This is a genomic window from Caballeronia cordobensis (assembly GCF_001544575.2).
Lineage (GTDB): Bacteria > Pseudomonadota > Gammaproteobacteria > Burkholderiales > Burkholderiaceae > Caballeronia > Caballeronia cordobensis.
This window is the reverse complement of sequence record NZ_FCNY02000005.1, coordinates 267,939-290,090: the sequence shown is the minus strand read 5'-3', so window position 1 is coordinate 290,090 and position 22,152 is coordinate 267,939. Positions and strand designations below refer to the sequence as shown.

The 22,152-nt window shown below is 65.1% G+C and carries 25 protein-coding genes; 13 read left to right on the top strand and 12 right to left on the bottom strand.

What is annotated here, in order from left to right:
* Positions 1-7 precede the first annotated feature (7 nt).
* Both cuyB and AWB70_RS12100 read right to left on the bottom strand, forming a co-directional pair.
* Positions 8-775: a cysteate racemase gene (cuyB, locus tag AWB70_RS12105; RefSeq protein WP_053570085.1), complete on the bottom strand. Its 768-nt coding sequence runs from the start codon at positions 773-775 to the stop codon at positions 8-10.
* Entirely contained in the window at positions 772-1,437 is a 666-nt protein-coding gene (locus AWB70_RS12100; RefSeq protein ID WP_053570086.1) for an aspartate/glutamate racemase family protein, read from the bottom strand. The genes cuyB and AWB70_RS12100 overlap by 4 nt, the downstream gene beginning before the upstream one ends.
* A gap of 141 nt (positions 1,438-1,578) precedes the next feature.
* Between AWB70_RS12100 and AWB70_RS12095 the strand changes: the two genes are divergently transcribed.
* Positions 1,579-2,535 (top strand): LysR family transcriptional regulator, encoded by a 957-nt coding sequence (locus AWB70_RS12095; protein ID WP_053570087.1) that lies wholly within the window; start codon positions 1,579-1,581, stop codon positions 2,533-2,535.
* Here the strand turns inward: AWB70_RS12095 and AWB70_RS12090 are convergent.
* Positions 2,532-3,077, bottom strand: coding sequence for a nuclear transport factor 2 family protein (locus AWB70_RS12090; protein ID WP_053570088.1), 546 nt, complete (start codon positions 3,075-3,077; stop codon positions 2,532-2,534). The genes AWB70_RS12095 and AWB70_RS12090 overlap by 4 nt on opposite strands.
* A gap of 81 nt (positions 3,078-3,158) precedes the next feature.
* Here AWB70_RS12090 and AWB70_RS12085 point away from each other — a divergent pair, with 81 nt between their 5' ends.
* A complete protein-coding gene (locus AWB70_RS12085; RefSeq protein WP_014193075.1) occupies positions 3,159-3,701 on the top strand; it encodes a MarR family winged helix-turn-helix transcriptional regulator in 543 nt (180 codons plus the stop codon).
* Between the two features lie 20 nt (positions 3,702-3,721).
* Here the strand turns inward: AWB70_RS12085 and AWB70_RS12080 are convergent, their stop codons facing one another.
* The gene (locus AWB70_RS12080; RefSeq protein ID WP_053570089.1) at positions 3,722-4,933 is read right to left on the bottom strand and encodes an IscS subfamily cysteine desulfurase; all 1,212 of its coding nucleotides are present in this window, start codon (positions 4,931-4,933) and stop codon (positions 3,722-3,724) included.
* A 272-nt stretch (positions 4,934-5,205) separates the two neighbouring features.
* Here AWB70_RS12080 and AWB70_RS12075 point away from each other — a divergent pair, with 272 nt between their 5' ends.
* From AWB70_RS12075 to AWB70_RS12030, 10 genes are read left to right on the top strand one after another with little or no spacing between them, the layout of a single operon-like run.
* Entirely contained in the window at positions 5,206-5,724 is a 519-nt protein-coding gene (locus AWB70_RS12075) for a flavin reductase family protein (protein ID WP_045457696.1), read from the top strand.
* Positions 5,725-5,756: 32 nt separating this feature from the next.
* Positions 5,757-7,238, top strand: a complete 1,482-nt coding sequence (locus tag AWB70_RS12070) for a 4-hydroxyphenylacetate 3-hydroxylase family protein (protein ID WP_053570090.1) — start codon at positions 5,757-5,759, stop codon at positions 7,236-7,238.
* A gap of 29 nt (positions 7,239-7,267) precedes the next feature.
* Positions 7,268-7,654, top strand: a complete 387-nt coding sequence (locus AWB70_RS12065) for a hypothetical protein (protein ID WP_053570091.1) — start codon at positions 7,268-7,270, stop codon at positions 7,652-7,654.
* A gap of 2 nt (positions 7,655-7,656) precedes the next feature.
* Complete coding sequence (locus AWB70_RS12060; protein WP_053570092.1) at positions 7,657-9,000, top strand: amidase; 1,344 nt, start codon at positions 7,657-7,659, stop codon at positions 8,998-9,000.
* Positions 9,001-9,037: 37 nt separating this feature from the next.
* Positions 9,038-10,273, top strand: coding sequence for an ABC transporter substrate-binding protein (locus AWB70_RS12055; RefSeq protein ID WP_087086262.1), 1,236 nt, complete (start codon positions 9,038-9,040; stop codon positions 10,271-10,273).
* Between the two features lie 11 nt (positions 10,274-10,284).
* A complete protein-coding gene (locus tag AWB70_RS12050; RefSeq protein ID WP_053570093.1) occupies positions 10,285-10,974 on the top strand; it encodes a DUF2848 domain-containing protein in 690 nt (229 codons plus the stop codon).
* 31 nt (positions 10,975-11,005) lie between these two features.
* Positions 11,006-11,776: an ABC transporter ATP-binding protein gene (locus tag AWB70_RS12045; RefSeq protein ID WP_053570094.1), complete on the top strand. Its 771-nt coding sequence runs from the start codon at positions 11,006-11,008 to the stop codon at positions 11,774-11,776.
* Positions 11,757-12,527: an ABC transporter ATP-binding protein gene (locus AWB70_RS12040; RefSeq protein ID WP_053570095.1), complete on the top strand. Its 771-nt coding sequence runs from the start codon at positions 11,757-11,759 to the stop codon at positions 12,525-12,527. Before AWB70_RS12045 ends, AWB70_RS12040 begins: the two co-directional genes overlap by 20 nt.
* A gap of 14 nt (positions 12,528-12,541) precedes the next feature.
* Positions 12,542-13,426, top strand: coding sequence for a branched-chain amino acid ABC transporter permease (locus AWB70_RS12035; protein ID WP_053570096.1), 885 nt, complete (start codon positions 12,542-12,544; stop codon positions 13,424-13,426).
* Between the two features lie 8 nt (positions 13,427-13,434).
* The gene (locus AWB70_RS12030; protein WP_053570097.1) at positions 13,435-14,451 is read left to right on the top strand and encodes a branched-chain amino acid ABC transporter permease; all 1,017 of its coding nucleotides are present in this window, start codon (positions 13,435-13,437) and stop codon (positions 14,449-14,451) included.
* A 45-nt stretch (positions 14,452-14,496) separates the two neighbouring features.
* On the opposite strand, the gene AWB70_RS12025 is transcribed toward AWB70_RS12030, so the two are convergent.
* Entirely contained in the window at positions 14,497-15,249 is a 753-nt protein-coding gene (locus tag AWB70_RS12025) for an SDR family NAD(P)-dependent oxidoreductase (RefSeq protein ID WP_014193087.1), read from the bottom strand.
* A gap of 134 nt (positions 15,250-15,383) precedes the next feature.
* Here AWB70_RS12025 and AWB70_RS12020 point away from each other — a divergent pair, with 134 nt between their 5' ends.
* Positions 15,384-16,304: a LysR family transcriptional regulator gene (locus tag AWB70_RS12020; RefSeq protein WP_053570098.1), complete on the top strand. Its 921-nt coding sequence runs from the start codon at positions 15,384-15,386 to the stop codon at positions 16,302-16,304.
* On the opposite strand, the gene AWB70_RS12015 is transcribed toward AWB70_RS12020, so the two are convergent.
* The 7 genes from AWB70_RS12015 to AWB70_RS11985 all read right to left on the bottom strand — a co-directional run bounded on the left by AWB70_RS12015 (position 16,287) and on the right by AWB70_RS11985 (position 22,080).
* Positions 16,287-17,237, bottom strand: a complete 951-nt coding sequence (locus AWB70_RS12015) for a vWA domain-containing protein (RefSeq protein WP_053570099.1) — start codon at positions 17,235-17,237, stop codon at positions 16,287-16,289. The genes AWB70_RS12020 and AWB70_RS12015 overlap by 18 nt on opposite strands.
* Positions 17,234-17,773 carry a hypothetical protein gene (locus tag AWB70_RS12010; protein ID WP_053570100.1) on the bottom strand — a complete coding sequence of 180 codons (540 nt, stop codon included), beginning with the start codon at positions 17,771-17,773 and terminating at the stop codon, positions 17,234-17,236. Before AWB70_RS12010 ends, AWB70_RS12015 begins: the two co-directional genes overlap by 4 nt.
* Entirely contained in the window at positions 17,770-18,759 is a 990-nt protein-coding gene (locus AWB70_RS12005) for a vWA domain-containing protein (protein ID WP_053570101.1), read from the bottom strand. The genes AWB70_RS12010 and AWB70_RS12005 overlap by 4 nt, the downstream gene beginning before the upstream one ends.
* Positions 18,756-19,616 (bottom strand): hypothetical protein, encoded by an 861-nt coding sequence (locus tag AWB70_RS12000; RefSeq protein ID WP_082378128.1) that lies wholly within the window; start codon positions 19,614-19,616, stop codon positions 18,756-18,758. The genes AWB70_RS12005 and AWB70_RS12000 overlap by 4 nt, the downstream gene beginning before the upstream one ends.
* Positions 19,613-20,476 (bottom strand): DUF58 domain-containing protein, encoded by an 864-nt coding sequence (locus tag AWB70_RS11995; RefSeq protein WP_053570102.1) that lies wholly within the window; start codon positions 20,474-20,476, stop codon positions 19,613-19,615. Before AWB70_RS11995 ends, AWB70_RS12000 begins: the two co-directional genes overlap by 4 nt.
* Positions 20,477-20,479: 3 nt before the next feature.
* Positions 20,480-21,499, bottom strand: a complete 1,020-nt coding sequence (locus AWB70_RS11990; protein ID WP_053570103.1) for an AAA family ATPase — start codon at positions 21,497-21,499, stop codon at positions 20,480-20,482.
* Between the two features lie 134 nt (positions 21,500-21,633).
* Positions 21,634-22,080, bottom strand: coding sequence for a hypothetical protein (locus AWB70_RS11985; RefSeq protein ID WP_053570104.1), 447 nt, complete (start codon positions 22,078-22,080; stop codon positions 21,634-21,636).
* Positions 22,081-22,152 lie beyond the last annotated feature (72 nt).

Genomic DNA, 22,152 nt, shown 5'->3' with positions numbered 1-22,152 from the left:
TTGAGATTCAAAGTTGCGATGCGAGTGGCGCGGGTTCGGTGCGCGCATCGAGCCACCAGCCGACGCAGGCGCGTGCGAGCGCGTCGGTCGGATCGATGGCGGGCGCGCCGAGCGAGACGCCCGTGAGCGCCACGGGAATTTCAGTGCAGGCAAGCAGCAGCGCATCCGCGCCGCCTGCGATCAGGACGCGTGCCGCGTGCGTGAGAAGCAGGCGCGCGTCGTCGATACGTCCGGCTTTGACCGCGCCGATGGCGGCCGACACATGCGTCGCCTGCAGCGGATCGTGCGGCGCGATGGACTCGATGCCGTTCGCGGCCAACGGGTCATGGTAGATGCGCGCCTGCAAGGTCGCCTGCGTCGCGAGGATGCCGACCCGACGCGCGCCGGGGCACTGGCGCAACAGGGCATCGACGGCCGCTTCGCCGATATGCAGCACGGGCCGCGCTGTTTCCTTCGCGAGCCGCGCATGCCACACATGCGCCGTGTTGCAGGGGATGGCGATCGCCGCGCATCCGGCGGCTTCGAGCGTGCGCAAGCCGTCGAGCAGATGCGGCCACGGCGCGTCCGAGCCCGCAAGAAACGCGGTGCTGCGGTCCGGCACTTGCGGCACGTTATGCACGATGACAGGCATATGCTCCTGATCGGACTCGGCAGGCGTCGCCCGGATCAGCTTGACGAGAAAGTCCGCGGTTGCGAGCGGCCCCATGCCGCCCAGCACGCCGAGCCGCTGCAACGGGGTCATGGTTTCGTTCGCGTCGTTCGCGTCGTTCATCATGCGGCACCTCGCTCGCGGCAGATCGAGAATGCAAGCGATGCCGCCGTCGAGCACGGATCGATCACCGGCACGTCGAGCGCGGCTTCGATATCGGCGCGCAGTGGCGTCATGCCCGCGCAGCCCAGCACGATGACATCCGCGCCGTCGTCGTCGCGCAAGGCGCGGCCCGTGGCGATGAGTTTGTCGAGCGCCAGCGCGCGTTGTCCCGATTCGTCGACGCCGAGGTTCACGGCACGTTCTCCCGCGACGAGATCGCCGATGCGCGCCGCATGATACGCACGCCAGTGACGCGGCATGCCACGCGTGCTCGCCGCGATCACGCCGATGCGCGATCCGCGTGCGAGCGCCACGGCCATCGCCGCCGCGCCGATACCGATGACCGGCTTCTTCGTGACTTCGCGCGCCGCAAAGAGGCCCGGATCGCTATAGCATGCGATCACGAATGCCGCCGCGTTCGCCTCATGGCGCGCGACGAACTCGGCGACGGCAACGGCCGCGCGATCCGCGTCGCGCTGCGTTTCGATTCCGCCTGCGACGGCGTGCAGCGTCTCGAACGCGGCGGGCGCGTCCTGCTGCACACGCAGGGCGCGTACGGATTTTTCGATCTCGCGCGTGACATCGGCGAGGCCGTTCGGGTTCAGGAAAAAGATGGGATTGGACATGACTCGACGAAGAATTGCGACCTTGACTCAACGATACGCAAGTAACTATCTGCCGTGAAATAGGCCAAATTTCATATCCCATAGACGGCATGCATGGATGGCTCGGTTACACTCCGGAGCAAGGATTTCGGCGAGCAAACCATGAACTACGACGAAGAAGTACCGCAAGCGCGCGCGATGAGCCTGCGTCAGATCGAAGTGTTTCGCGCGATCATGATGACCGGGTCCATCAGCGAAGCGGCGCGTTCGCTCTATGTGGCGCAGCCGTCGGTGAGCCGCGTGCTGCAGGTGACGGAAAGCCGCCTCGGTTTTCTATTGTTCGAGCGCAAGCGCGGGCGTTTGTATCCGACGCCGGAAGCCAAGCGCATCTTCGAGGAAGTGGTGCGGGCCTACGAGGGCATCGAGCGCGTGGAGAGTCTCGTGCGCTCGCTCGCGGACGGCTCCAGCGGCAAGCTCAATATCGTGTGCAGCCCGAGTCTCGGCGTGCATCTCGTGCCGCTCGCCATCGCGCGATTTCATGCGGAGTTCGAGCACCTGCCCATCTCGTTCGAACCGCTCACGCACAACCATCTCGTGCCGCGCGTGCTGTTCGGCAAGAACTATATCGGCGTGTCGATGTTCGAAGTGGAGCATCCGAATATCGTGACCGTGCCGCTGGAAGGCGGGCGCGTCTGGTGCGTGGGGAAGAAGGGCACGCTCGGCCGCCGGCGCACGCTCGACCCGAAGCAGATCGCGGCCATGCCGTGGATCGACTACGAGCATGACACGCCGCTCGGGCGCATCGTCGGCAAGGTGTTTTCCGGTACTCCCCGGCCGGAGCCGGTCGTGCGCGTCCGTTCGGCCATCAGTGCGTGCACGCTGGCCAAGGAAGGGGTGGGCGTGGCGATCGTCGATCCGTTCTGTATCGATGCCGACATGCGCGCGGCGCTCGACGTCGTGCCGCTGCATGCGGACGCCGATCATCGCCTGACCACGAGCCTGCTGTATTCGCATGTGGAGCCGCTGTCGAGCGTGGCGCGCCGCTTCGTCGAGATTTTGCATGACGTGCTGAAGCAGCACCTTGCAACCCGGCGCACGGTGCGCGCGGGGGTTGCCTAGTTCGCGCGAACGGCACTCATGAAAGCGTCCATTCGCGGCGCGAGTTCCGCCGGCATCAGCCACGGATAACTCAGCGTGTCCTGCAACGATCGAAGCCTGGCCGAGCCCGGATCGTCGATCGTGTCCATGCTCTCGATGGTGATGTGCAATCCAACGATTCTTTCGGACCCGTCACCCATGCCCGCGATGCGCCACCGGTACGCGCCTTGTCCGAGGCGCAGCGCGCCGTTATCCTTCTGCCGCATCGCGACGAGCCAGGGCATCGCGCAAACGCCATCAACATCCACGTCCGGCGCCGCACACACGTAATAAGTGCGGCAACAATCGAAGCGTTCGCCGAAGTCGGCGACCAGCGTTTTGGCGATTGCCGCCGCGCCTTTCACACTGCGAGGAAAATCGATTGCTTCGGTCGCGATGTCGAACGTCAGTTCGGCATCGGCGGCGAAGCAGTCGAAAATCAGCTCGGGCTGGTTCTGATCTTTCGCCCGGATATAACATTCGAGCAGCGACCGGACAGAAGAGGTCGGAATTCCGGAATTCATGGCAAAAATCTCCTTGTTTAAGCTTTGCCGTATAATTATTTTTAAAAGGTAACTACATTAGCATCGAGGAGTTCGAGGGTCATGCCGAAGCAGAACGACGAATCCGCTCTCACGATTACCAATCCAGCGTGTCTCGTCGACGGGACGGACACGGAATTCCGCCATCTGATCAACGGTCTCCTGCCGTTCGCGGCGCGGCTTTTGTCCGTGCGCGACGGTTTCGGAACGCTCATCGGTCTCACCGGCATCCAGTATTCGCTGCTCGTCTCCGTCGCGCATCTTTCGCACGGCGAGGCGGTGACGGTGAACCGGCTGGCGGACCATCTCCATCTGAGCGGCGCTTTCGTCACCATCGAGACCGGCAAGCTCAAGAAGCTCGGCTTCATCGACAAACGCTCGGACCCCGACGACAAGCGCAAGATGCGCCTCACCGTGACGTCGCACGGGCAGAAGCTGCTGCGCGAGCTCGCCGCGACGCAACAGCGCATCAACAACGTGCTGTTCGAAGGCGTGACGAAGACCGAATTCAAGGCGCTGTGTTCGGTCGTCGACCGGCTCGTCGCCAATGGCGATCGCGCCACACTCGATCTCTCGCATCTGATCGCGCGGCAGGAAAAGTCGTGACCGCGCCGCGGCCTGCATGATCAGTGCTCGGCCCACTGGATCGTCTTCAGGTCGATGCCTTCCAGATGCATGTCCCACAGCGGGCTCAGCGCGCGCAGCCTGATCACGGTCTCGCGCACCTGACGGATCACCTCGTCGACTTCATCCTCGGTCGTGAAGCGGCCGAGCGTGAAGCGGATCGAGCTATGCGCCAGTTCATCGCTGCGGCCGAGCGCGCGCAGCACATATGACGGTTCCAGCGACGCCGACGTGCATGCCGACCCCGACGACACCGCGACGCCCTTCATGCCCATGATGAGCGATTCGCCTTCGACGAAGTTGAAGCTGACGTTCAGATTGTGCGCGATGCGCTGCGTCAGGTCGCCGTTGACAAAGACCTCGTCCAGTTGCAGAAGGCCCGCGAGCAGCCGGTCGCGCAACGCACGAACCCGGCGGCTTTCGCCTTCCATCTCTTCCTTCGCGAGCCGGAACGCCTCGCCCATGCCGACGATCTGATGCGTCGGCAGCGTGCCCGATCGCATGCCGCGTTCGTGACCGCCGCCATGCATCTGCGCTTCGATGCGCACGCGCGGCTTGCGCCGCACATACAGTGCGCCGATGCCCTTCGGACCGTAGACCTTGTGCGCCGTGACCGTGAGCAGATCGACGTTGAGCGCCTGGACATCGATGGCGATCTTGCCCGCCGCCTGCACCGCGTCGCAATGAAACACGATGCCCTTTTCGCGGCATAGTGCGCCGATGCCGGCAACCGGCTGGATCACGCCGGTCTCGTTGTTGACCATCATGACGGACACGAGAATCGTATCCGCGCGTAACGCCGCGCGCACCGCGGAGATATCGAGCAATCCGTCGTGTCCCACGTCCAGATACGTGACGTCGAACCCTTGCCGCTCCAGCTCGCGGCACGTATCCAGCACCGCCTTGTGCTCTGTCTTCACCGTCACGATGTGACGGCCCCGCGCCTTGTAGAAGTTCGCCGCGCCCTTGATCGCGAGATTGTTTCCTTCGGTCGCGCCCGACGTCCAGACGATTTCGCGCGGGTCCGCATGCAGCAGCGCGGCCACATGGCGGCGCGCTGTTTCCACCGATTCTTCCGCTTCCCAGCCGTAAGCGTGGCTGCGCGATGCCGGATTGCCGAAGCGCTCGTAAAGGTACGGAACCATTTTTTCGACCACGCGCAAATCGACGGGCGTCGTCGCGCTGTAGTCCATGTAGATGGGGCGTGAGGTCATCGATCGTGCTCCTGTGCAGTGCCTTTTCCAACGCGGTCAGTCGCGTAACGGAACTGGGCCGCAGTGTAGCCCGGACACTCGCTTCCACAGGCCAACACCCATTCGCCGAATAGGGTTGTCTTTTATACAAAGCTTTTTTACAGAGGGTAAACGATAGCTTGAACGGCGCGATGTGTTGTCCTGTAATAACAGCTATGTAACAAAGCTAAATAACAAGGCTTTGTTGGTTCTGGAGAAGGCGTCGCCGGCAGCGCGGCGCGAAGGAGAGCGAGATGAAAGACAGCATCGTGCGGGCGAGCGGCGATCCGGAAGTGCAGCGCCGGTTCCGGTCCGCGTTGTCCATGTTCGCGACGGGCGTCGCGGTCATCACCGCGCCGAGGCGCGAAGGCGCGCCGATCGGCATGACGGTCGCGTCGTTCAATTCGGTGTCGCTCGATCCGCCGCTGATTCTGTTTTCGGTGGACCGGCGCAGCCTGAGCCTCGCGGATCTGTGCGTGGCCGGCAGCTACGCCGTCAACGTGCTCGAAGAGTCGCAGCAGGACGTGTCGAACTGTTTCGCGAAGGCCAACAGCGACAAGTGGGGCTGGCGCGATGCGGAGAACGACTCGGTCCTGCTTCCCGACACCCTCGCGACCTTCGAATGCGAACCCTATGCGCAATACGACGGCGGCGACCATGTGATCTTCGTCGGCCGCGTGACGCGTCATCAGACGCGCTCGCAAGGACGTCCGCTCATCTTCTTCGGCGGTCGCTATCACACGCTCAACGGCGTACACGCAGCGTCGGCCTGAAACGGCGGACGAATTCATTCCTGGAGAACACCATGATCAAGAACGGCACTCAACACATTGCGTCATTGCGCGACGGACGTCAGGTCTATCTCGACGGCAAGGCGGTCGGCGATGTCACCGCGCACCCGGCATTCCGCAATTCGATTCGCAGCTACGCGAACCTGTACGACTATCAGGCGCGGCCGGAAAACGTCGAGAAGATGACGTTCGTTTCGCCGGATTCGGGCCAGCGCGTGAGCCGTATCTGGGAACTGCCGACGTCCTACGATCAACTGGTCGAGCGGCGTTCCGCGCTCGAAGCGTGGACGGAGCTGCATTTCGGCTTCATGGGCCGCTCGCCGGATCACGTCGCATCGTGCATCTCGGGCATGGTCATGGGCATCGACCTGTTCGAGCAGTACGACCCGGCCCGCGCCGGCGCGCTGCGCGACTACTACAAGTATGCCCGCGACAACGATCTCTTCCTGACCTACGTAATCGTCAATCCGCAGGCGAATCAGTCGAAGTCGGCGCACGAGCAGGAAGACAAGTATCTCGCGGTGGGCATCGTCGATCAGGATGCGGAAGGCATCACGGTGCGCGGCGCGAAGATGCTGGCCACGAGCGGCATCATGGCGAACGAAGTCTTCTGCAGTTGCATCCAGCCACTGCGCGAAGGCGACGAGATGTACGCGCTGTCGTTCGCGATTCCGATGAACGCGAAGGGCATGAAGGTGATGTCGCGCAAGTCGTACGAAGCGCATGCGCAATCCGTGTTCGACAACCCGCTGTCGAGCCGCTACGACGAGAACGACGCCGTGCTCTATTTCGACGACGTCAAGGTGCCGTGGGAACGGATCTTCGTCGCGGGCGATGTGTCGATGTGCGCGAAGCAGTTTCATGCGACGCCCGCGCACGTCTACCAGAACTATCAGTGTCAGGTGCGCCTGATGACGAAGCTGCGCTTCCTCGTCGGCCTCGGTCTCAAGATCTCGGAAGTCAACGGCACGAATGCGTTTCCGCAAGTGCGCGAGACGCTGGGCCAGCTCGCCTCGGAAGCATCGATGGTCGAGGCTTATGTGTATGGCATGGAAGCGAAGGGCAGCATCGTCAACGGTTACTACGTGCCCGATCGCAACATGCTCTACAGCTCGCAGGTCCTCACGCAGCAGCTCTATTCGAAGATCCTCACCACGCTGCGCGAACTCGCGGGCGGGGGAATGATCATGCTGCCGTCGAGCGTGCATGACTTCGAGCATCCCGACCTCGCACGCATCATCGAGAAGACGCAGAAGTCGCCCGTCTGCAGCGCCGAAGAACGCGTGAAGTTCTTCAAGCTCGCGTGGGACGCGGTCGGCTCCGAGTTCGCATCGCGTCACAACCAGTACGAGCTCTTCTATGCGGGCGCTTCGTTCGTGACCAAGGGTCATGCGTATCGCAGCTACGACTGGCGCCGCGCCACCGGTCTCGTCGACACCATGCTGTCGAGTTATTCGCTCGATGCCGAACTGGCGAAGACGCGCCAGGCCGCCTGAATCACGACTGTCCCACAGGAGAAACACACATGGCTATCAACAAACTTCACGACGAGTTTCACGGACTCGATATGGCCGCAGGCTGGCAACTGCCGGAAGGTTATGCGCCGGGTTCCGGCGCGCAGGAGCTGATTCTCTCCGGCGCGCTCGATACCGGCAACAAGCGCGGCAGCCGCACGCGTCTTTTGCGTCTGCCCGCGGGGATGTACACGACCAAGCCGTTCGTGCACGACTACTGGGAGGAGGTGTTTCTCGTCGAAGGCGATCTCACGGTCGGCAATGACGAACAAGGCGAGGGCGGCAAACCGTTCGAAGGCTACACGTATGCGGTGCGTCCGCCGGGCGCGTGGCATGGTCCGTTCAAGTCGAACGGCGGCTGCGTGCTCCTCGAAGTGCATTACTACGACCCGGCCTGATCATGCTGCCCGCTCTCGAAACCTTGCGCGCCCGGCTCGCCGATGGACGTCTCGATGCCGCATCGCTTCTCGCGTCCTGCATCGAACGAATCGGCGATGACGCGGGCGAAGGCAGGCGCGTCTTTCCGCACGGCGTGAGCGCCGCGGCGACGGCACAGGCAGCGGCAAGCGATGCGCTGCGCCTTCATGGTGTCGCCGGTCCGCTCGCGGGTGTGCCGATCTCGGTGAAGGATCTCTTCGACGTGCAAGGCGAAATCACCCGCGCCGGCAGCCGGATTCTGCCGGAGCAGGCCGCCACGCGCGACGCGCTTGCGATCGGCCGGTTGCGTGCGGCGGGCGCGGTGTTCGTCGGCCGCACCAACATGACGGAGTTCGCGTATTCGGGTCTCGGCATCAACCCGCATTACGGCACGCCCGCGAATCCGTTCGACAGACACGCGGCGCGCATTCCGGGCGGCTCGTCGTCGGGCGCGGCGGTGTCGGTGACGGATGGCATGGCCGCCGCGGCGATCGGATCGGATACCGGCGGATCGTGCCGCATTCCGGCCGCGCTGTGCGGGCTCGCGGGTTTCAAGCCGACCGCCGCGCGCATTCCGCTGCAAGGCGCGTTGCCCCTGTCGTCGAGCTATGACTCGATCGGTTCGATCGCGCCCAGCGTGGCGTGCTGCGCCGCGCTCGATTCGATCATGGCGGGCGAGGCGGAAGCGGCGTCGATTGAATCGCTGCCGTTGACCGGGCTGCGGCTTGCCATGCCTGCGCACATCGTGTTCGACGACATGGATGCCCACGTCGCCGTGACGTTCGAGCGGGCAATCGCATGTTTGACGGCGGCGGGCGCGATCGTGCGGGAGGTCTCGTTCGAAAGCTGGAAGCATCTCGCGACGCTCGGCCAGCACGGCGGTCTCGTGGCGGCCGAAGCGTGGGCGTGGCACGTCGGCCTGATCAAACGTCATGCCGACGACTACGACCCGCGCGTGATTGCGCGCATTCGGCTCGGCAGCGAGCACAGCACGGCGGAGTATCTGCGCAATCGCGCGCTGCGCGAGGAGCTATGCCGGCAAGCCGACGACGAACTGCGCCCTTACGACGCCATCGTCTGCCCGACGGTGCCGATCGTCGCGCCGCGTATCGCCGATCTCGACGACGAGCCTGCCTACACGGCGGCGAATCGCCTGCTGCTGCGCAATCCGTCGATCGCCAACATGCTCGACCTGTGCGCGGTTTCGATCCCGTGTCACGCGAACGGCGACGCGCCCGTCGGACTGATGTTGATGGGCCGGCACATGAGCGATCGCCGGTTGCTCGCGATGGGCGCCGGTGTCGAGGCCGTCATGCGCGCGCATTGACGCCGCGCACTTCCCTATACATACCAAGGAGACTTCCATGTTCAGGCAACTCGCGTGCAGTGCAGTGTCCGCCGCCGTCGCCATGTCAGCCAGCGCGGCCGGCGCGGCCGATATCAGCGACGGCGTGGTGAAGATCGGCGTGCTCACCGACATGTCGTCGATCTTTTCGGATATCGGCGGGAAAGGCTCGGTCGTCGCGGCGCAGATGGCCGTCGACGATTTCGGCGGCAAGGTGCTCGGCGCGCCCGTCAAGGTGATCAGCGCGGATCACCAGAACAAGACCGATGTCGCCGCGACCGTGGCGCGCGAATGGTTCGACAATCAGCAGGTGGATATGGTGCAGGACCTGTTGCCGTCGTCGGTTGCGCTCGCGGTGTCGAACGTGGCGAAGGAGAAGCATCGCATCGCGATTGCGAGCGGCGCGGGCACGACCAAGCTGAGCAACGAAGCATGCTCGCCCTACACGATCCAGTACTCGTACGACACCTATGTGCTGACGACGAGCCTCGTCAAGGCGATGGCGCGCGCCGGCGATAACTCGTGGTACTTCCTGAGCGTCGACTATGCGCTCGGCGCGTCGCTGAAGAACGATTCGGCGGCGGCATTGATCGCGGCGGGTGGCAAGGTGCTCGGAGAATCGAAGCATCCGATGCACGCGGCGGATCTCTCTTCGAATCTGCTGCAGGCGCAGGCGTCGCGCGCGAAGGTGATCGGTCTCGCCAACGCGGGCGCGGACACCGTCAACGCGATCAAGACGGCGCGCGAGTTCGGCATCAACGCGCCGGGCAAGCAGAAGATCGCCGGCCTGCAGATGTTCATCAGCGATGTCCATAGCCTCGGCCTCAAGTCGGCACAAGGCATGATGCTGACGACCCCGTTCTACTGGGACCGCGATGACGCGAGCCGCGCCTGGTCGCAGCGATTCCATGCAAAGACCGGCCGCATGCCGACGTTCATCCAGGCGGGCGTCTATTCCTCGACGCTGCATTACCTGAAGGCGGTGCAGGCGAGCGGCACCGACGCATCCGACGCGGTGCTCGCGCAGATGCGCACTACGCCCGTGAACGATTTCTTCGCGAAGAACGGCGTGATTCGCGCCGATGGACTGATGGTGCACGACATGTACATCGCCGAAGTCAAGAGCCCGGAGCAATCGAAGAAGCCCTGGGATTACTACACGATCAAGCAGACGATTTCCGCGCAGGACGCGTATGCGCCGCTCGGCGCGAGCCATTGCCCGCTCGTCGCGGGGAAAGTCGTCGCCGGGAAATAAAGGAGCCAGTCATGAAAGCCATCACATTCAACATCGAGGAACGCGACGGCAGCATCGAGCGCGCCATTTCAATCGACACGCTCGTCATCGCGGGCTGGACCGGACGCGACACCGAAGCCATGGAGAAGCATATCCGCGAGCTCGAAGCGCTCGGCATCAAGCGGCCCGCTTATACGCCGGTGTTTTATCGCGTCGCGGCGGATCGCCTGAGTCCCGCGCCGACGATGCAGGTCACGGGCGAAGAGAGCAGCGGCGAGGCGGAATTCGTGCTGGTGAGAGACGGCGGCGAGGTGTATGTCGGCGTCGCATCGGATCACACGGACCGGCAGGTCGAAGCCTACGGCATCACCGTATCGAAGCAGATGTGCGACAAGCCGTGCTCGAACACGCTCTGGCGGCTGAGCGACGTGGCCGGTCACTGGGACCAGTTGTCGTTGCGTTCGTACGCGACGATCGACGGCGAGCGCGTGCTCTATCAGGAAGGCAAGGTGACGGCGATGCGCTCGCCGCAGGACCTGCTCGATCAGTTCGCGCAACGCGGCGGCGAGTTCGCCGATGGAACCGCGATGCTGTGCGGCACGCTTGCGGCCATCGGCGGCATTCGTCCGGCGCAGCGCTTCGAGACCGTGCTCGAAGACCCCGTTCTCGGGCGCGCGCTGCGGCACGCGTATGAGATCGAGACCTTGCCGGTGGTCGGCTGACACCCAGCATCGCCCTAAGAGGAGAGCCGCGATGACGCATGCAGACATGATTCTGGAGACAAAGGGCTTGACCCGGCAGTTCAACGGCTTCACGGCGGTCAACGGCATCGACCTGCGCGTGCGGCGAGGCACGATTCACGCGCTGATCGGGCCGAACGGCGCCGGCAAGACCACCTGCTTCAACCTGTTGACGAAGTTCCTTGCGCCGAGTGCGGGACAGATCTTCTTCGACGGCCGCGAGATCACGCGTGCCGCGCCCGCGGCCATCGCGCGAAGCGGCGTGATCCGCTCGTTCCAGATCTCGGCGGTGTTTCCGCATCTGACGCCCGTCGAGAACGTGACCATCGCTTTGCAACGGCCGCTTGGCGTGTCGTTCCGCTTCTGGAAAAGCAGCGCGATGCTCACGCGCCTGCGCGAACGCGCGCTCGAACTGCTCGATGAAGTCGGCCTCGCCGCCTACGCCGATATGAGGACCGCCGAGCTTTCATACGGTCACAAGCGCGCGCTCGAAATCGCGACGACGCTCGCGATGGACCCCGTGCTCATGTTGCTCGACGAGCCGACGCAGGGCATGGGACACGAGGACGTCGAGCGCGTGACGGCGCTCATTCGCAAGGTATCGGGCGGACGCACGATCCTGATGGTCGAGCACAACATGAAGATGGTGTCGAGCATCGCGGACACCATCACCGTGCTCCAGCGCGGCGAGATTCTGGCGGAAGGCGATTACGCGTCCGTCTCCGCGAACCCGCAAGTGAAGGAAGCGTACATGGGGACCGAGAATGAATCGCTCGCACATTGAAGACCTGCATGACGATGGCAACGTGGCCGTGGCAGGCGCGGACGAGGACGCACTGCACGTGACCGGCCTCGAAGCGTGGTACGGCGAATCGCACATCCTGCACGGCGTGGACTTGCGTGCGGCGCGCGGCGAAGTGGTCACGCTGCTCGGGCGCAACGGCTCGGGCCGCAGCACGACGCTGAAGGCGATCATGGGCCTCACCGATACGCGCCGCGGCTCGATTCGCATCGATGGACGCGAGACCATCGGCCGGCAGCCGCAAGAGGTGGCGCGCCTGGGCGTCGGCTATTGCCCGGAGGAGCGCGGCATCTTCGCGGGACTGTCGTGCGAGGAGAACCTGTTGCTGCCGCCGCGTCTGCCGCATGCGAAGGGCACGCCGATGCCGCTCGACGAAATCTATGCGATGTTCCCGAACCTCGCCGAGCGTCGCGCAAGCCAGGGCACGCGTCTCTCGGGCGGCGAACAGCAGATGCTCGCGATCGCGCGCATTCTTCGCACCGGCGCCGACGTGCTTCTGCTCGATGAAATCTCCGAAGGGCTTGCGCCCGTGATCGTGCAGACACTCGCGCGCGTCATCCGGCTTCTCAAGGCGCGCGGCTTCACGATTCTGCTCGTCGAGCAGAACTTCCGCTTCGCCGCGCCGCTCGCCGATCGCTTCTACGTGATGGAGCACGGACGCATCGTCGACGCCTTCGAGTCGGCGCGTCTTGCGGAAAAAGCCGCCACGCTGCAAGCGCTGCTCAACATCTGATCGGAACGAACGTCATGGAAATCTTCGGTATGCCGCTGCAGGCGGTATCGGGTCAGCTCGTCCTCGGGCTGATGAACGGCTGCTTCTATGCCGTGCTGAGTCTGGGCCTGTCGCTCATCTTCGGCCTGTTGAACGTGATCAATTTCACGCACGGCGCGTTCTTCATGCTCGGCGCGCTGTTCGCGTGGATGGGCACGAACTATTTCGGCTTCGATTACTGGCTGATGCTCGTCGCCGCGCCGCTCGCCGTGGGCGCGGTGGGCGTGATGGTCGAGCGTTCGATGCTGCGCCGGCTCTACAAGCTCGATCATCTTTATGGACTGTTGCTCACGCTCGGCGTCACGCTGATCTTCGAAGGCACGTCGCGTTCCGTCTACGGCGTCTCGGGCATGTCGTACGCCGCGCCCGACAGCCTCGCGCGCGTGGTCGATCTCGGCTTCATGATGCTGCCCGCGTATCGCGCGTGGGTCGTCGTCGCATCGCTCGCGGTGTGCGCGGGGACGTGGTGGGCGATCGAGCGCACGCAACTCGGCGCGCTGCTGCGCGCGGCGACCGAGAATCCGCGGCTCGTCGCGGCATTCGGCGTGAATGTGCCGCGCATGGTGTCGCTGAGTTACGGCATCGGCGTCGCGATCGCCGCGTTTGCCGGCGTGCTCGCCGCGCCGGTCATGCAGGTATCGCCGCTGATGGGGCAGAGCATGATCATCACCGTGTTCGCGATCGTCGTGATCGGCGGAATGGGCTCGATTGCCGGATCGGTGCTGACGAGCCTCGCGCTCGGCGTGCTCGAAAGCCTGACGAAGCTGGTCTATCCGGAAGCGTCCGCGACGGTCGTGTTCGCCGTCATGGCGCTGGTTCTGCTCGTGCGTCCCGCCGGGCTGTTCGGTCAATCGAAATGAGGTGTCTCATGCATAACCGCTTTGCGTTCTTCACCGTATTGGCCGTGCTCGCCGCCGCGCCGTGGCTCGGTGCGTATCCCGTCTTTCTGATGAAGCTGATGTGCTTCGCGCTCTTCGCCACTTCGCTGAACCTGCTGCTCGGCTATGTCGGCCTGCTGTCGTTCGGTCATGCGGCGTTCTTCGGCGTCGCGGCCTATGTCGCGGGCAGCGCGTTGCGCGATCACGGTGTGCCGCCTGAAGGCGCGTTGCTGCTCGGCGCGGGCGTCGGCGCGGCGCTCGGCTTCGTGATGGGGTTGCTCGCGATCCGCCGCAAAGGCATCTACTTCGCGATGGTCACGCTCGCGCTCGCGCAGATGATCTACTTCTTCTGCGTGCAGGAGCCGTTCACCGGCGGCGAGGACGGCATGCAGGGCGTGCCGCGCGGGCAACTGTTCGGCGCGTTGCCGCTCGACGACGACCTCACGCTCTATTACGTCGTGCTGGTCATCGGTGCGATGGCGTTCGCGTTTATCGGCCGCGTGATCGATTCGCCGTTCGGCCGGATTCTCGGCGCGTTGAAGGAAAACGAGGCGCGCACCGTATCGCTCGGCTACGACGTCGATCGCTTCAAGCTGCTGGCGTTCGTCATATCGGCTGCGTGCGCGGGTCTCGCGGGCGCGATGAAGACGCTCGTGCTCGGCTTCGCCACGCTATCCGACGTGCACTGGACGATGTCGGGCACCGTCATCCTCATGACCTTGCTCGGCGGTCTCGGCACGCGGCTCGGACCGGCCGTTGGCGCGGTGATCGTCGTCGGGCTGGAGACGAAGCTCGCCGCGTTCGGCGCGTGGCTCGCGGAACTCACGCATATCGCGTGGTTTCAGGGGCTGGGCGAATCGGTCAGCATCGCGACCGGGGCGATGTTCGTCGCGTGCGTGCTGCTGTTCCGGCGCGGCATCGTCGGGGAAATCGGGCAGTGGCTCGGGCGTCGGGAGCGAACCCGGATCCGTCTTTCCGGGCCCATGATGCAGCGCGACGCCGGTTGAAGTGCGCGGCAGCGCGACTGAGCGCTGCCGTCGCCATTCACAGGCTCAGACCTGGGCCTGACCGCCGTCGACGAACAACTCGACGCCGTTCACGAAGCTCGCTTCGTCCGATGCCAGGAAGAGCGCCGCGGCGGCGATCTCGTTCGGGTCGCCCACGCGGCCCATCGGGATGCGCGACGCGAGGTGGTCCAGCAAGCCCTGTTGCTGCGCGGCGTCCGGTCCCGCAAGCCCGACGAGGCCCGGTGTCTTCGTCGCGCCGGGGCTGATCGTATTGACACGGATATCGCGGTCCTTCAGATCGAGAATCCAGCTTCGCGCGAAGTTGCGGATCGCGGCCTTCGACGCCGAATACACGCTGAAAGCGGCCGTGCCTTCGATGCTGGTCGTCGAGCCGGTGAGAATCACCGATGCGCCCTTCGACAGAAGCGGCAGTGCTTTCTGCACGGTAAAGAGCGTGCCCTTCACATTGCGGTCGAACGTGTCGTGATAGTGCGCTTCGGTGATGTCGCCGAGCGGCACCATCGAGCCGCCGCCTGCGTTGGCGAAGAGCACGTCCAGGCGGCCTTTTTCGCGGCGAATCTGTTCATACAGCGCGTCCAGTTGATCGAGCTTCGACGAATCGACGCGTACGCCGGTCGCATTGCCGACTTCGGCAACCGCTGCGTCCAGTTCAGCCTGCCGGCGGCCGGTGATGTACACGTACGCGCCTTCCGCCGCAAAGCGCCTGGCCGTTGCCAGGCCGATGCCGGTGGATCCGCCGGTGACGAGAGCGATCTTGCCTTCGAGCTTGCGTGTCATGGTGTTTCTCCTGTTCGTTCGGTTCACCGGGGATTTCCGCCGGGTGGACGAGTCATGAAGCGATGTAAGGAGGATATCGACTGGCGAGCCTTTTCGAAATAGAATCGTCTGCAAACCATCATTGCAGAAATGAAATGACGAGCTTCCCGGACTTCGAAGGGCTGGCCATGTTCGCCAAGGTGGCGGAAGAGGGATCGTTCGCGGCGGCTGCGCGTGCGATGGGCGTGTCGGTCGCCACGGTCTCGCGCGGCGTGGCGCGGCTGGAAGAGCGGCTCGGTGCGCGGCTTTTCAACCGGACGTCGCGGCAGCTTGCGCTCACCGAGTTCGGCGGCACGATCGCGGAGAAAGCCGGGGACATCTATCGGCAAGCCGAGGAAGCCGAGAACGCCGCGCGCGAAATGTCGGTTCAGCCGCGCGGTCTCGTGCGGCTCGCCGTGCCGATGTCGTTCGGGCTGCGCTGGGTCGCGCCGCTCTTGCCGGGGTTCTTCGAGGCTTATCCCGAGGTGGCGATCGATCTGCACCTGTCCGATGCAACGGTCGACATCGTCGCGCAAGGCTTCGACGCGGCGTTGAGGATCGCCGCATTGCCGGACTCATCGCTCGTTGCGAAGCGGCTGTGTCCCGTCTCTCAACTCGTCGTCGCATCGCCGGGGTATCTGAAACGCCACGGAAGGCCGGCGCATCCTCGCGAGCTTGCCGGCAGGCCGTGTCTCTCGTATGCCTATCGTGCCCGCAGCGACGTCTGGCGATTCACGAACGATGCGGGCGAGGAAGAAGCCGTCACGCCTACCGGTCCGCTTCGGGTGACGAATGCGGATGCATTGCTGCCGACGCTTCTCGAAGGACTGGCGATCGCAGAACTGCCCGATTTCATCGCGTGCGAGTACCTGGCGGACGGGCGCCTGGAAGCGCTCCTGACCGACTGGCATCTGACACGGGGCGGGCTCTATTTCGTGACGCCTTCGGCGCGATCGCGTCCGGCCAAAGTCACGGCGCTGGCCGACTATTTCGCCAAGCATCTGAGCGAGCCGTTGTGGCTAGGGTCCGGGCGGTAGACGCTGCCTTCGTGCTCGAAACGGGCTGAACCGCCAGACGAGCAGAACGAATGCGAGTGCGGCGGGAATCCAGTTGAGCCGTGTCGGCACGCGATCGCGCAGGGCGTAGCGCGCGTCGGTCATCGCGGCAATCAAATCTGGCGGCGCGCGCAAGCGCCGATACGCAAAACCGATTTGCTCGGCCACCGACGACAGATACTGCCCGCGCAATTGCGATAGCTCTTCATGGCTTTCGACGACCCCGCGCGCACGCGATTGCGCGGGCACCTGAATCACCTCGTCGGCGCGCCAGTAGCCGATGCGCTTGCCGTTGCGATCGGTCTTCGGAATGGGCGCGGGCTGATCGCCGCCGACGCCGATGAGCCATCCCTTCACCGCGCCGCGCGGAATATCGCGCACGCGCTGGTCGTCGGGCAGGACGGGCGGCGCTTCCTGTCCGTCCGTGACGAACAGAACGCTCGCGCCGTGCCCGACGCTCGCCGCCGTGCGCGCGGCGGCATAGACACCGCCTTCGGCCACGCGGCTCCAGTTGGTCCAGCGCATGCTGCCGTCGATGCGGTCCAGCGACGCGAGCAGCGCGTCGAAGTTCGCGCAGACTTCGATGGGCGGCACGGTCAGCAACGTGTTCTGCCCCGTGAAGATGCTCCAGCCGATCTTCGATCCGCATGGCATGCGCCCCAGCGCCTCGCGCATCGCCGCGCGCGCGAAGTCGAGCCTGCTGACGGGCGCGCCGTTTCCATCGATATCGCCGACATCTTCGACATCCATGCTCTGCGTGATATCGAACGTGACGATGTAGTTGAACACATCGCGCTGAAGCATCACGCCCGGCATGAAGACGGCGGCGGCGAGCAAGGGCACGGCGGCGACGATCGCCCAGTTTCGCCCGCGCAACAGCGTGAGAAGCGTGAGCAATGTGGCTGACGCGCTCATGGCAGATCGTCGCTCTGTGCGCCGCGCAGCTTCACGGTCGAGCGCTTCTTGACGTCGGCATCGTCGTGATCGCCGGGCGTTTCGGGCGCGAGCCACAGCGCGCGCTCGAGGTTATAGCGCGCGTCCCAGTCGCCCGGCGCGAGCCGCAGCGCCGCACGATAACGCTCCTTGGCTTGTTCGAGCGATGGCATCGAGCGGATCGGACCGGCGGCATCGGAGCCGGCCGCTTCGCGCAACTGCATGTTCGCGAGATCGAACAGCGCGGCGGCGCGCAGCGTCGGACTGGCCTCTTGTGCGATGAGCGCATCGAAGAGACGCTGGGCATCGTTCGCGCGTCCCGCTTTCGAGAGCGCGACCGCGCGCGCGAGCCGCACTTCGGGCGCGTCGTCGTGTTGTGCCGGACTATCGACGGTCACGGTGCCTACTGCTTTGGCAACGGCTTGCGCCTGTCGAAGCGTCGCCCAGTCGTAACCCGCGATCGCCGCGAACACGCACGCGGCGATGCCGAACGCGAGGTGAACGGCGCCACGCTTCATCGCCAGCTCCTTGCCTGAACAAGCCGCAGCGCGAGCAGGGCCGCGCACGCCGCCAGCGCGACGGCGAAGCAGGCCGCGCTGCCATCCTGCCGTGGCAGGCGTTCTTCGTACGCAACGAGCGAGCGATGCTGTCTGTCGATGTCCGACATCGCGGCGGCCATCGCGGCGGCGTCTTCCGTCTGATAGAGCCGGTACGGCGTCGCGAGCCCCTGAAAATAGCGATGCAGTTCCGCTTCCTCGGATTCATCGTCGGCCGATGTCGTCTTCGTGAGGTCGGGACTGTACACGCCGCTGCGCAGATACACGAAGTACAGCGCGATGCGATTGCGCGCGAGCCCGCTGCCGATGGCCGCGCGCGCGGCGGCATCGAGACGCGCGCCGCCATCGGAGACCAGCACGATGGTTCTGCGGCCCGCATGATCGTGGCCGTCGAACTGCCCGATCGCGGCGATAAGACCGCGGTCGAGCCGCGTGTCCGGCGTGCCGCGGCCGATCGCGGTGCCCGAAAGCGCCGCCTCGATGATGCGATGATTCGCGGTGAACGGCACGGCGAGAATCGGGCTGATGCCGAACATCATGAACGCGAACCGGTCGTCGCGCCGCCCTGCGACGAAGCGTTCGAGCGCGTGGCGCGCCACCGCGTTCTTCGACTGTCCGCCCGGTTCGGCGACGGGCGTCTTCGACATCACGGCGTCCATGCTCGCGCTGCGGTCCATCAGAATGAGAATCTCGGACGCGGTGCCGGTGCGCATCACGCGCACGTTCGAGCGACCCGGACCGGCCAGCCCGACGACGATGGCGAAGAGCGCCAGCATTGCGCACGCGCGCCGCGCGTATTCGATCGCCGTGCCGAGCGTGTCGCGCGGCAGCCAGCCGATGAACGAGAACGCGTAGTTCTCCGACGGCCTCGGCAGCCACGGCAACACCGCGAGCGGCAGCATGAGCAAGAGCCAGGGCCGGAGGAAATCGAACGACATGGCGGTCATTGCCGCTTCTTCTCGGCGCGATACAGCGCCCGCGCGAATGCGCGCAACGCGAACGGCGCGGAAGAATTTTCGCGGCTGAAGAAGCGCTGCTGCGAGCCGGCGTAGAACGCTTCGAGTTGCGTCCTGAGCGCTTCGAGCCACGGCGCACGGAGCAAGAGCTCGTTGAGCGAGCGCGCGTGCACGACCTGTCCGGCGGTTTCGTCGAGCGCGCGATGCACGCTGACCCAGGCGCCATCGTCGGCATCGATGTCGGCGGCATCGCGCTTGCGGATCGATTCCCACGCGCGTGCGAACGGTAGCCGCCGCGCGTCCTCGCGCCTGCGCCACGACCACCACGCCATCCAGCCGGTCAGCGTGGCGGCCGTGAGCGCGAGCATCGCGAACATGCGCCGCCGCGTATCGACGCGCGGCTCGGGCAGCACGATGCGGTCCGGCCTCAGCGGCTGAAGATCGCCCGCGTTGAACGACGCGCGCGGCGTGAGCGCGCCGATGCTGATCGGCCAGGCGGGGACGTGCAGCGTCGCGCCCGTCGCCGGCGTCAGGTCGAACGCGGGCACTTCGGCTTGCGTCAGCGACTGCGCCGCGTTCACGATCTGATAGTCGATGACCATCCACGCGCGGCCCTGCGCGTCCTTCTCGATGCGCGTCTGACGGCGTTCGAGCCATAGGCCGGTGCGCCCCGTCGACGGCGGCGGAACGTCGTGCAGGTCGTGACCATCGAGCGAAAGCAGCACGCGTTGCGTCAGCATGTCGCCCAGCACGTAACCGAACGCGCGCGGCTGTTGCACGATCGTGTCGGCGCGGCATGCGCCGTTCAGCGCCAGGGCCATCAGGACCAGGACGCAGCCGCGCTTCACTCGGTGGTTTCCAGAAAGTGCCGCGACAGCGCGTCCGCATCGAACGCGCCTTCGACGAAGAACGGATACGCGCCGTGCCGGCCGAAAGCTTTCTTCAGCTCGGCGCGGCGCGCGGCGACGTTCGCGCGCCACCGTTCGATCACGCGCGCACGCAGCCATAGCGCGCGCTTGCCGCCGGTCTCCATATCGCGCACCGGCAGAAACCGGCCGGCTTCGGGCGGTTCGGTTTCGGCCGGGTCCCAGATCACGATCGGCACGACGCGCGCGCTCACGAGATGATGCAGGGCGGCGTCGATCACGGCGAGCGGCCAGTGAAAATCGGAGACGAGGAAGACGAGCCCGTGGCGGCCCGCAAGACGGTCGAGCGTGCGCACGAGAACGGTGCCGTCGTGCGTGTTTTGCGGCGACGAAACGACGCCACGCAACGCCGCCGCCATGTCGTCGCCGACCGCGCGACCGTGGCGAGGCGGCATGTACAAGTCTTCGCGCACGCGATGATCGAACGCAAGCATGCCGACCTGATCGCCCGCCCGGAACGCGCTGTAACCCAGCGCTTCGACGAAGTCGGCGGCGAGATCGAGCTTCGTGCGGCCCGCGCCGAAATGCATCGATTCGGAGACGTCCGCCACGACCTGCAACGGCACCGCGACGCGCTGCAGATGCAGCCGCACGAGCCATTGCGGCGGCACGGCGCGCTGACTCGCGCGCAGATCGAGGCGGCGCGGATCGGGATGATCGAAGAGGCGCGCGTGCATCGCGAATTCCTGTCCCGCGCCGAAGCTCGAACCGGGATGCGAGCCGGGCCGGAAGCCCTTCGCGCGCCCCGGCAATCGATAGTGGAATTCGACGGGATCGTTCATGCGTCACGGCACCGCAATCTTCTGCACGATCGTCGCGGTCAATGTTTCCGCGAGCGCCTGACGCCGCATCTCATAGACCGGCGTGAAGAACACGCGATGCCCGAGCGCCGGCAGCAGCACCGCGTGCACATCCTCGGGCAGCACGTGCAGCCGCCCGTCGAGCCACGCGTGCGCGCGCACCGCGCGGACCAGCGCACTCATCCCGCGCGGACTCGCGCCCGCGAGAATCAGCCGTTCCATATCGACGCCATCGATCTCGATGCCGTAGCGCTGCGGCGTTTCCGTCGCCTGCCAGATGTCGAGCACGTATTGCTCGATGCTCGCGCTCAAGGTCACGCTGCGCTGGATCGCCGCGCCGATGCGATTCAGCCGCGCCGCATCGATCACGCCGGCGGGCACGGTTTCCATCAGCGTATCGACGTCGTGGAAGGCGGGATCGAAAACGAGCGCGCGGCGGATGTCCGGCGTCGCGGGCGTCGGCATGTTGAGCTCGAAGAGAAAGCGGTCGCGCGCGGCGGAGGCCAGCTCGAACGTCTCGTCCTTCTCGACCTTGTTGCGGTCGGCGAAGACCGTCATGTGCGGAAAGCGATAGTCGCGGCCGAACGCGGACACGGAACGCTCGGCCATCGCGCGCAGCAAGAGCGATTGAACTTGCGGACGCGAGCGGTTGATCTCGTTGAAGAAGAACGTCGTCAGGTGCTCGCCGTGACGCAGCAGCGGGCCGGGATCGATGCGCGGCTTGCCGTCGGCGTCGACAAAGGTGTGATAGATCAAGTCGCCCGGCATGAGGTCGATCGTGCCTTCGATCCGCTCGAACGCGCCGCCCGCCGCGCGCGCGAACGCACGCAGCAGCGTCGTCTTGCCGACGCCCACGCCGCCTTCGAGCAGCACGTGGCCCCGCGCATAGAGCGCCACGTTGATCAGATGAATCGTGTCCTGCTGGCCCACGACGGCGTTCGCGACCGCGTCTTCCAGCTTCAGCGCGTCGGCGCGCCAGTCCTGTAGTTCGCTTTCCGTTGTCATGTTTTCGTGACGATGCGCCCGCGGATGAGCACTGTCGTTCGACGAAAGCACGAGCCGTGCCGCCGGAAATTCACTAAGCGCTGGGTGTCGAGGCGGGGCAGTGTGTCATCGCGCGAGACAACCTGTCGCGCGGACTAATCGCAAACGCGCCAGATTTCAGCCTTGCGCGGAATCGTCGCGTCCGGGCCATCGTATGAAAAGACCAGCAGCGGGCGTTTGGTTTTGCGGTAGTAACGCAGCGTGATCCTGCAAAGCGGAAAGCCCGCCTTGCGGTGCGGGCTTGCATGAATCCGCACGAACGGCCCGATGCGCCAGCCGCGCAGAGACAGATGCGATGAAGGCGTCTCGACATGCCAGGCTTGCAGATATCCTCTGACATGTGCGCCGGTGACTTCGATGTACAGATCAATCGAGCGGGCGCTGTGCGGCGATTCCGGATTGTCTTCATTCGACCAGATTCCGGTCATGTTGTCGGCTTGCAGCGCGAAAAGCCGACGCGTCCCCAGCCAGCCGCCGCCGAAAACGGCGAGGCCCGCGAGGACGATGTAAAGGAGATCGACGAACGGGGCAACGTCGTTCAAGGCGTCTTCCGATGGTGACCGAGTTCACTCATCGTAACGGAAGCGCGTGGCGAAATTCTTACTTCCTTGATC

What these genes read in the sequence shown, in the direction of transcription:
- cuyB (WP_053570085.1), bottom strand. Translation starts at nt 775, where the DNA reads ATGATGAACGACGCGAACGACGCGAACGAAACCATGACCCCGTTGCAG.
- AWB70_RS12100 (WP_053570086.1), bottom strand. Translation starts at nt 1,437, where the DNA reads ATGTCCAATCCCATCTTTTTCCTGAACCCGAACGGCCTCGCCGATGTC.
- AWB70_RS12095 (WP_053570087.1), top strand. Translation starts at nt 1,579, where the DNA reads ATGAACTACGACGAAGAAGTACCGCAAGCGCGCGCGATGAGCCTGCGT.
- AWB70_RS12090 (WP_053570088.1), bottom strand. Translation starts at nt 3,077, where the DNA reads ATGAATTCCGGAATTCCGACCTCTTCTGTCCGGTCGCTGCTCGAATGT.
- AWB70_RS12085 (WP_014193075.1), top strand. Translation starts at nt 3,159, where the DNA reads ATGCCGAAGCAGAACGACGAATCCGCTCTCACGATTACCAATCCAGCG.
- AWB70_RS12080 (WP_053570089.1), bottom strand. Translation starts at nt 4,933, where the DNA reads ATGACCTCACGCCCCATCTACATGGACTACAGCGCGACGACGCCCGTC.
- AWB70_RS12075 (WP_045457696.1), top strand. Translation starts at nt 5,206, where the DNA reads ATGAAAGACAGCATCGTGCGGGCGAGCGGCGATCCGGAAGTGCAGCGC.
- AWB70_RS12070 (WP_053570090.1), top strand. Translation starts at nt 5,757, where the DNA reads ATGATCAAGAACGGCACTCAACACATTGCGTCATTGCGCGACGGACGT.
- AWB70_RS12065 (WP_053570091.1), top strand. Translation starts at nt 7,268, where the DNA reads ATGGCTATCAACAAACTTCACGACGAGTTTCACGGACTCGATATGGCC.
- AWB70_RS12060 (WP_053570092.1), top strand. Translation starts at nt 7,657, where the DNA reads ATGCTGCCCGCTCTCGAAACCTTGCGCGCCCGGCTCGCCGATGGACGT.
- AWB70_RS12055 (WP_087086262.1), top strand. Translation starts at nt 9,038, where the DNA reads ATGTTCAGGCAACTCGCGTGCAGTGCAGTGTCCGCCGCCGTCGCCATG.
- AWB70_RS12050 (WP_053570093.1), top strand. Translation starts at nt 10,285, where the DNA reads ATGAAAGCCATCACATTCAACATCGAGGAACGCGACGGCAGCATCGAG.
- AWB70_RS12045 (WP_053570094.1), top strand. Translation starts at nt 11,006, where the DNA reads ATGACGCATGCAGACATGATTCTGGAGACAAAGGGCTTGACCCGGCAG.
- AWB70_RS12040 (WP_053570095.1), top strand. Translation starts at nt 11,757, where the DNA reads ATGAATCGCTCGCACATTGAAGACCTGCATGACGATGGCAACGTGGCC.
- AWB70_RS12035 (WP_053570096.1), top strand. Translation starts at nt 12,542, where the DNA reads ATGGAAATCTTCGGTATGCCGCTGCAGGCGGTATCGGGTCAGCTCGTC.
- AWB70_RS12030 (WP_053570097.1), top strand. Translation starts at nt 13,435, where the DNA reads ATGCATAACCGCTTTGCGTTCTTCACCGTATTGGCCGTGCTCGCCGCC.
- AWB70_RS12025 (WP_014193087.1), bottom strand. Translation starts at nt 15,249, where the DNA reads ATGACACGCAAGCTCGAAGGCAAGATCGCTCTCGTCACCGGCGGATCC.
- AWB70_RS12020 (WP_053570098.1), top strand. Translation starts at nt 15,384, where the DNA reads ATGACGAGCTTCCCGGACTTCGAAGGGCTGGCCATGTTCGCCAAGGTG.
- AWB70_RS12015 (WP_053570099.1), bottom strand. Translation starts at nt 17,237, where the DNA reads ATGAGCGCGTCAGCCACATTGCTCACGCTTCTCACGCTGTTGCGCGGG.
- AWB70_RS12010 (WP_053570100.1), bottom strand. Translation starts at nt 17,773, where the DNA reads ATGAAGCGTGGCGCCGTTCACCTCGCGTTCGGCATCGCCGCGTGCGTG.
- AWB70_RS12005 (WP_053570101.1), bottom strand. Translation starts at nt 18,759, where the DNA reads ATGACCGCCATGTCGTTCGATTTCCTCCGGCCCTGGCTCTTGCTCATG.
- AWB70_RS11995 (WP_053570102.1), bottom strand. Translation starts at nt 20,476, where the DNA reads ATGAACGATCCCGTCGAATTCCACTATCGATTGCCGGGGCGCGCGAAG.
- AWB70_RS11990 (WP_053570103.1), bottom strand. Translation starts at nt 21,499, where the DNA reads ATGACAACGGAAAGCGAACTACAGGACTGGCGCGCCGACGCGCTGAAG.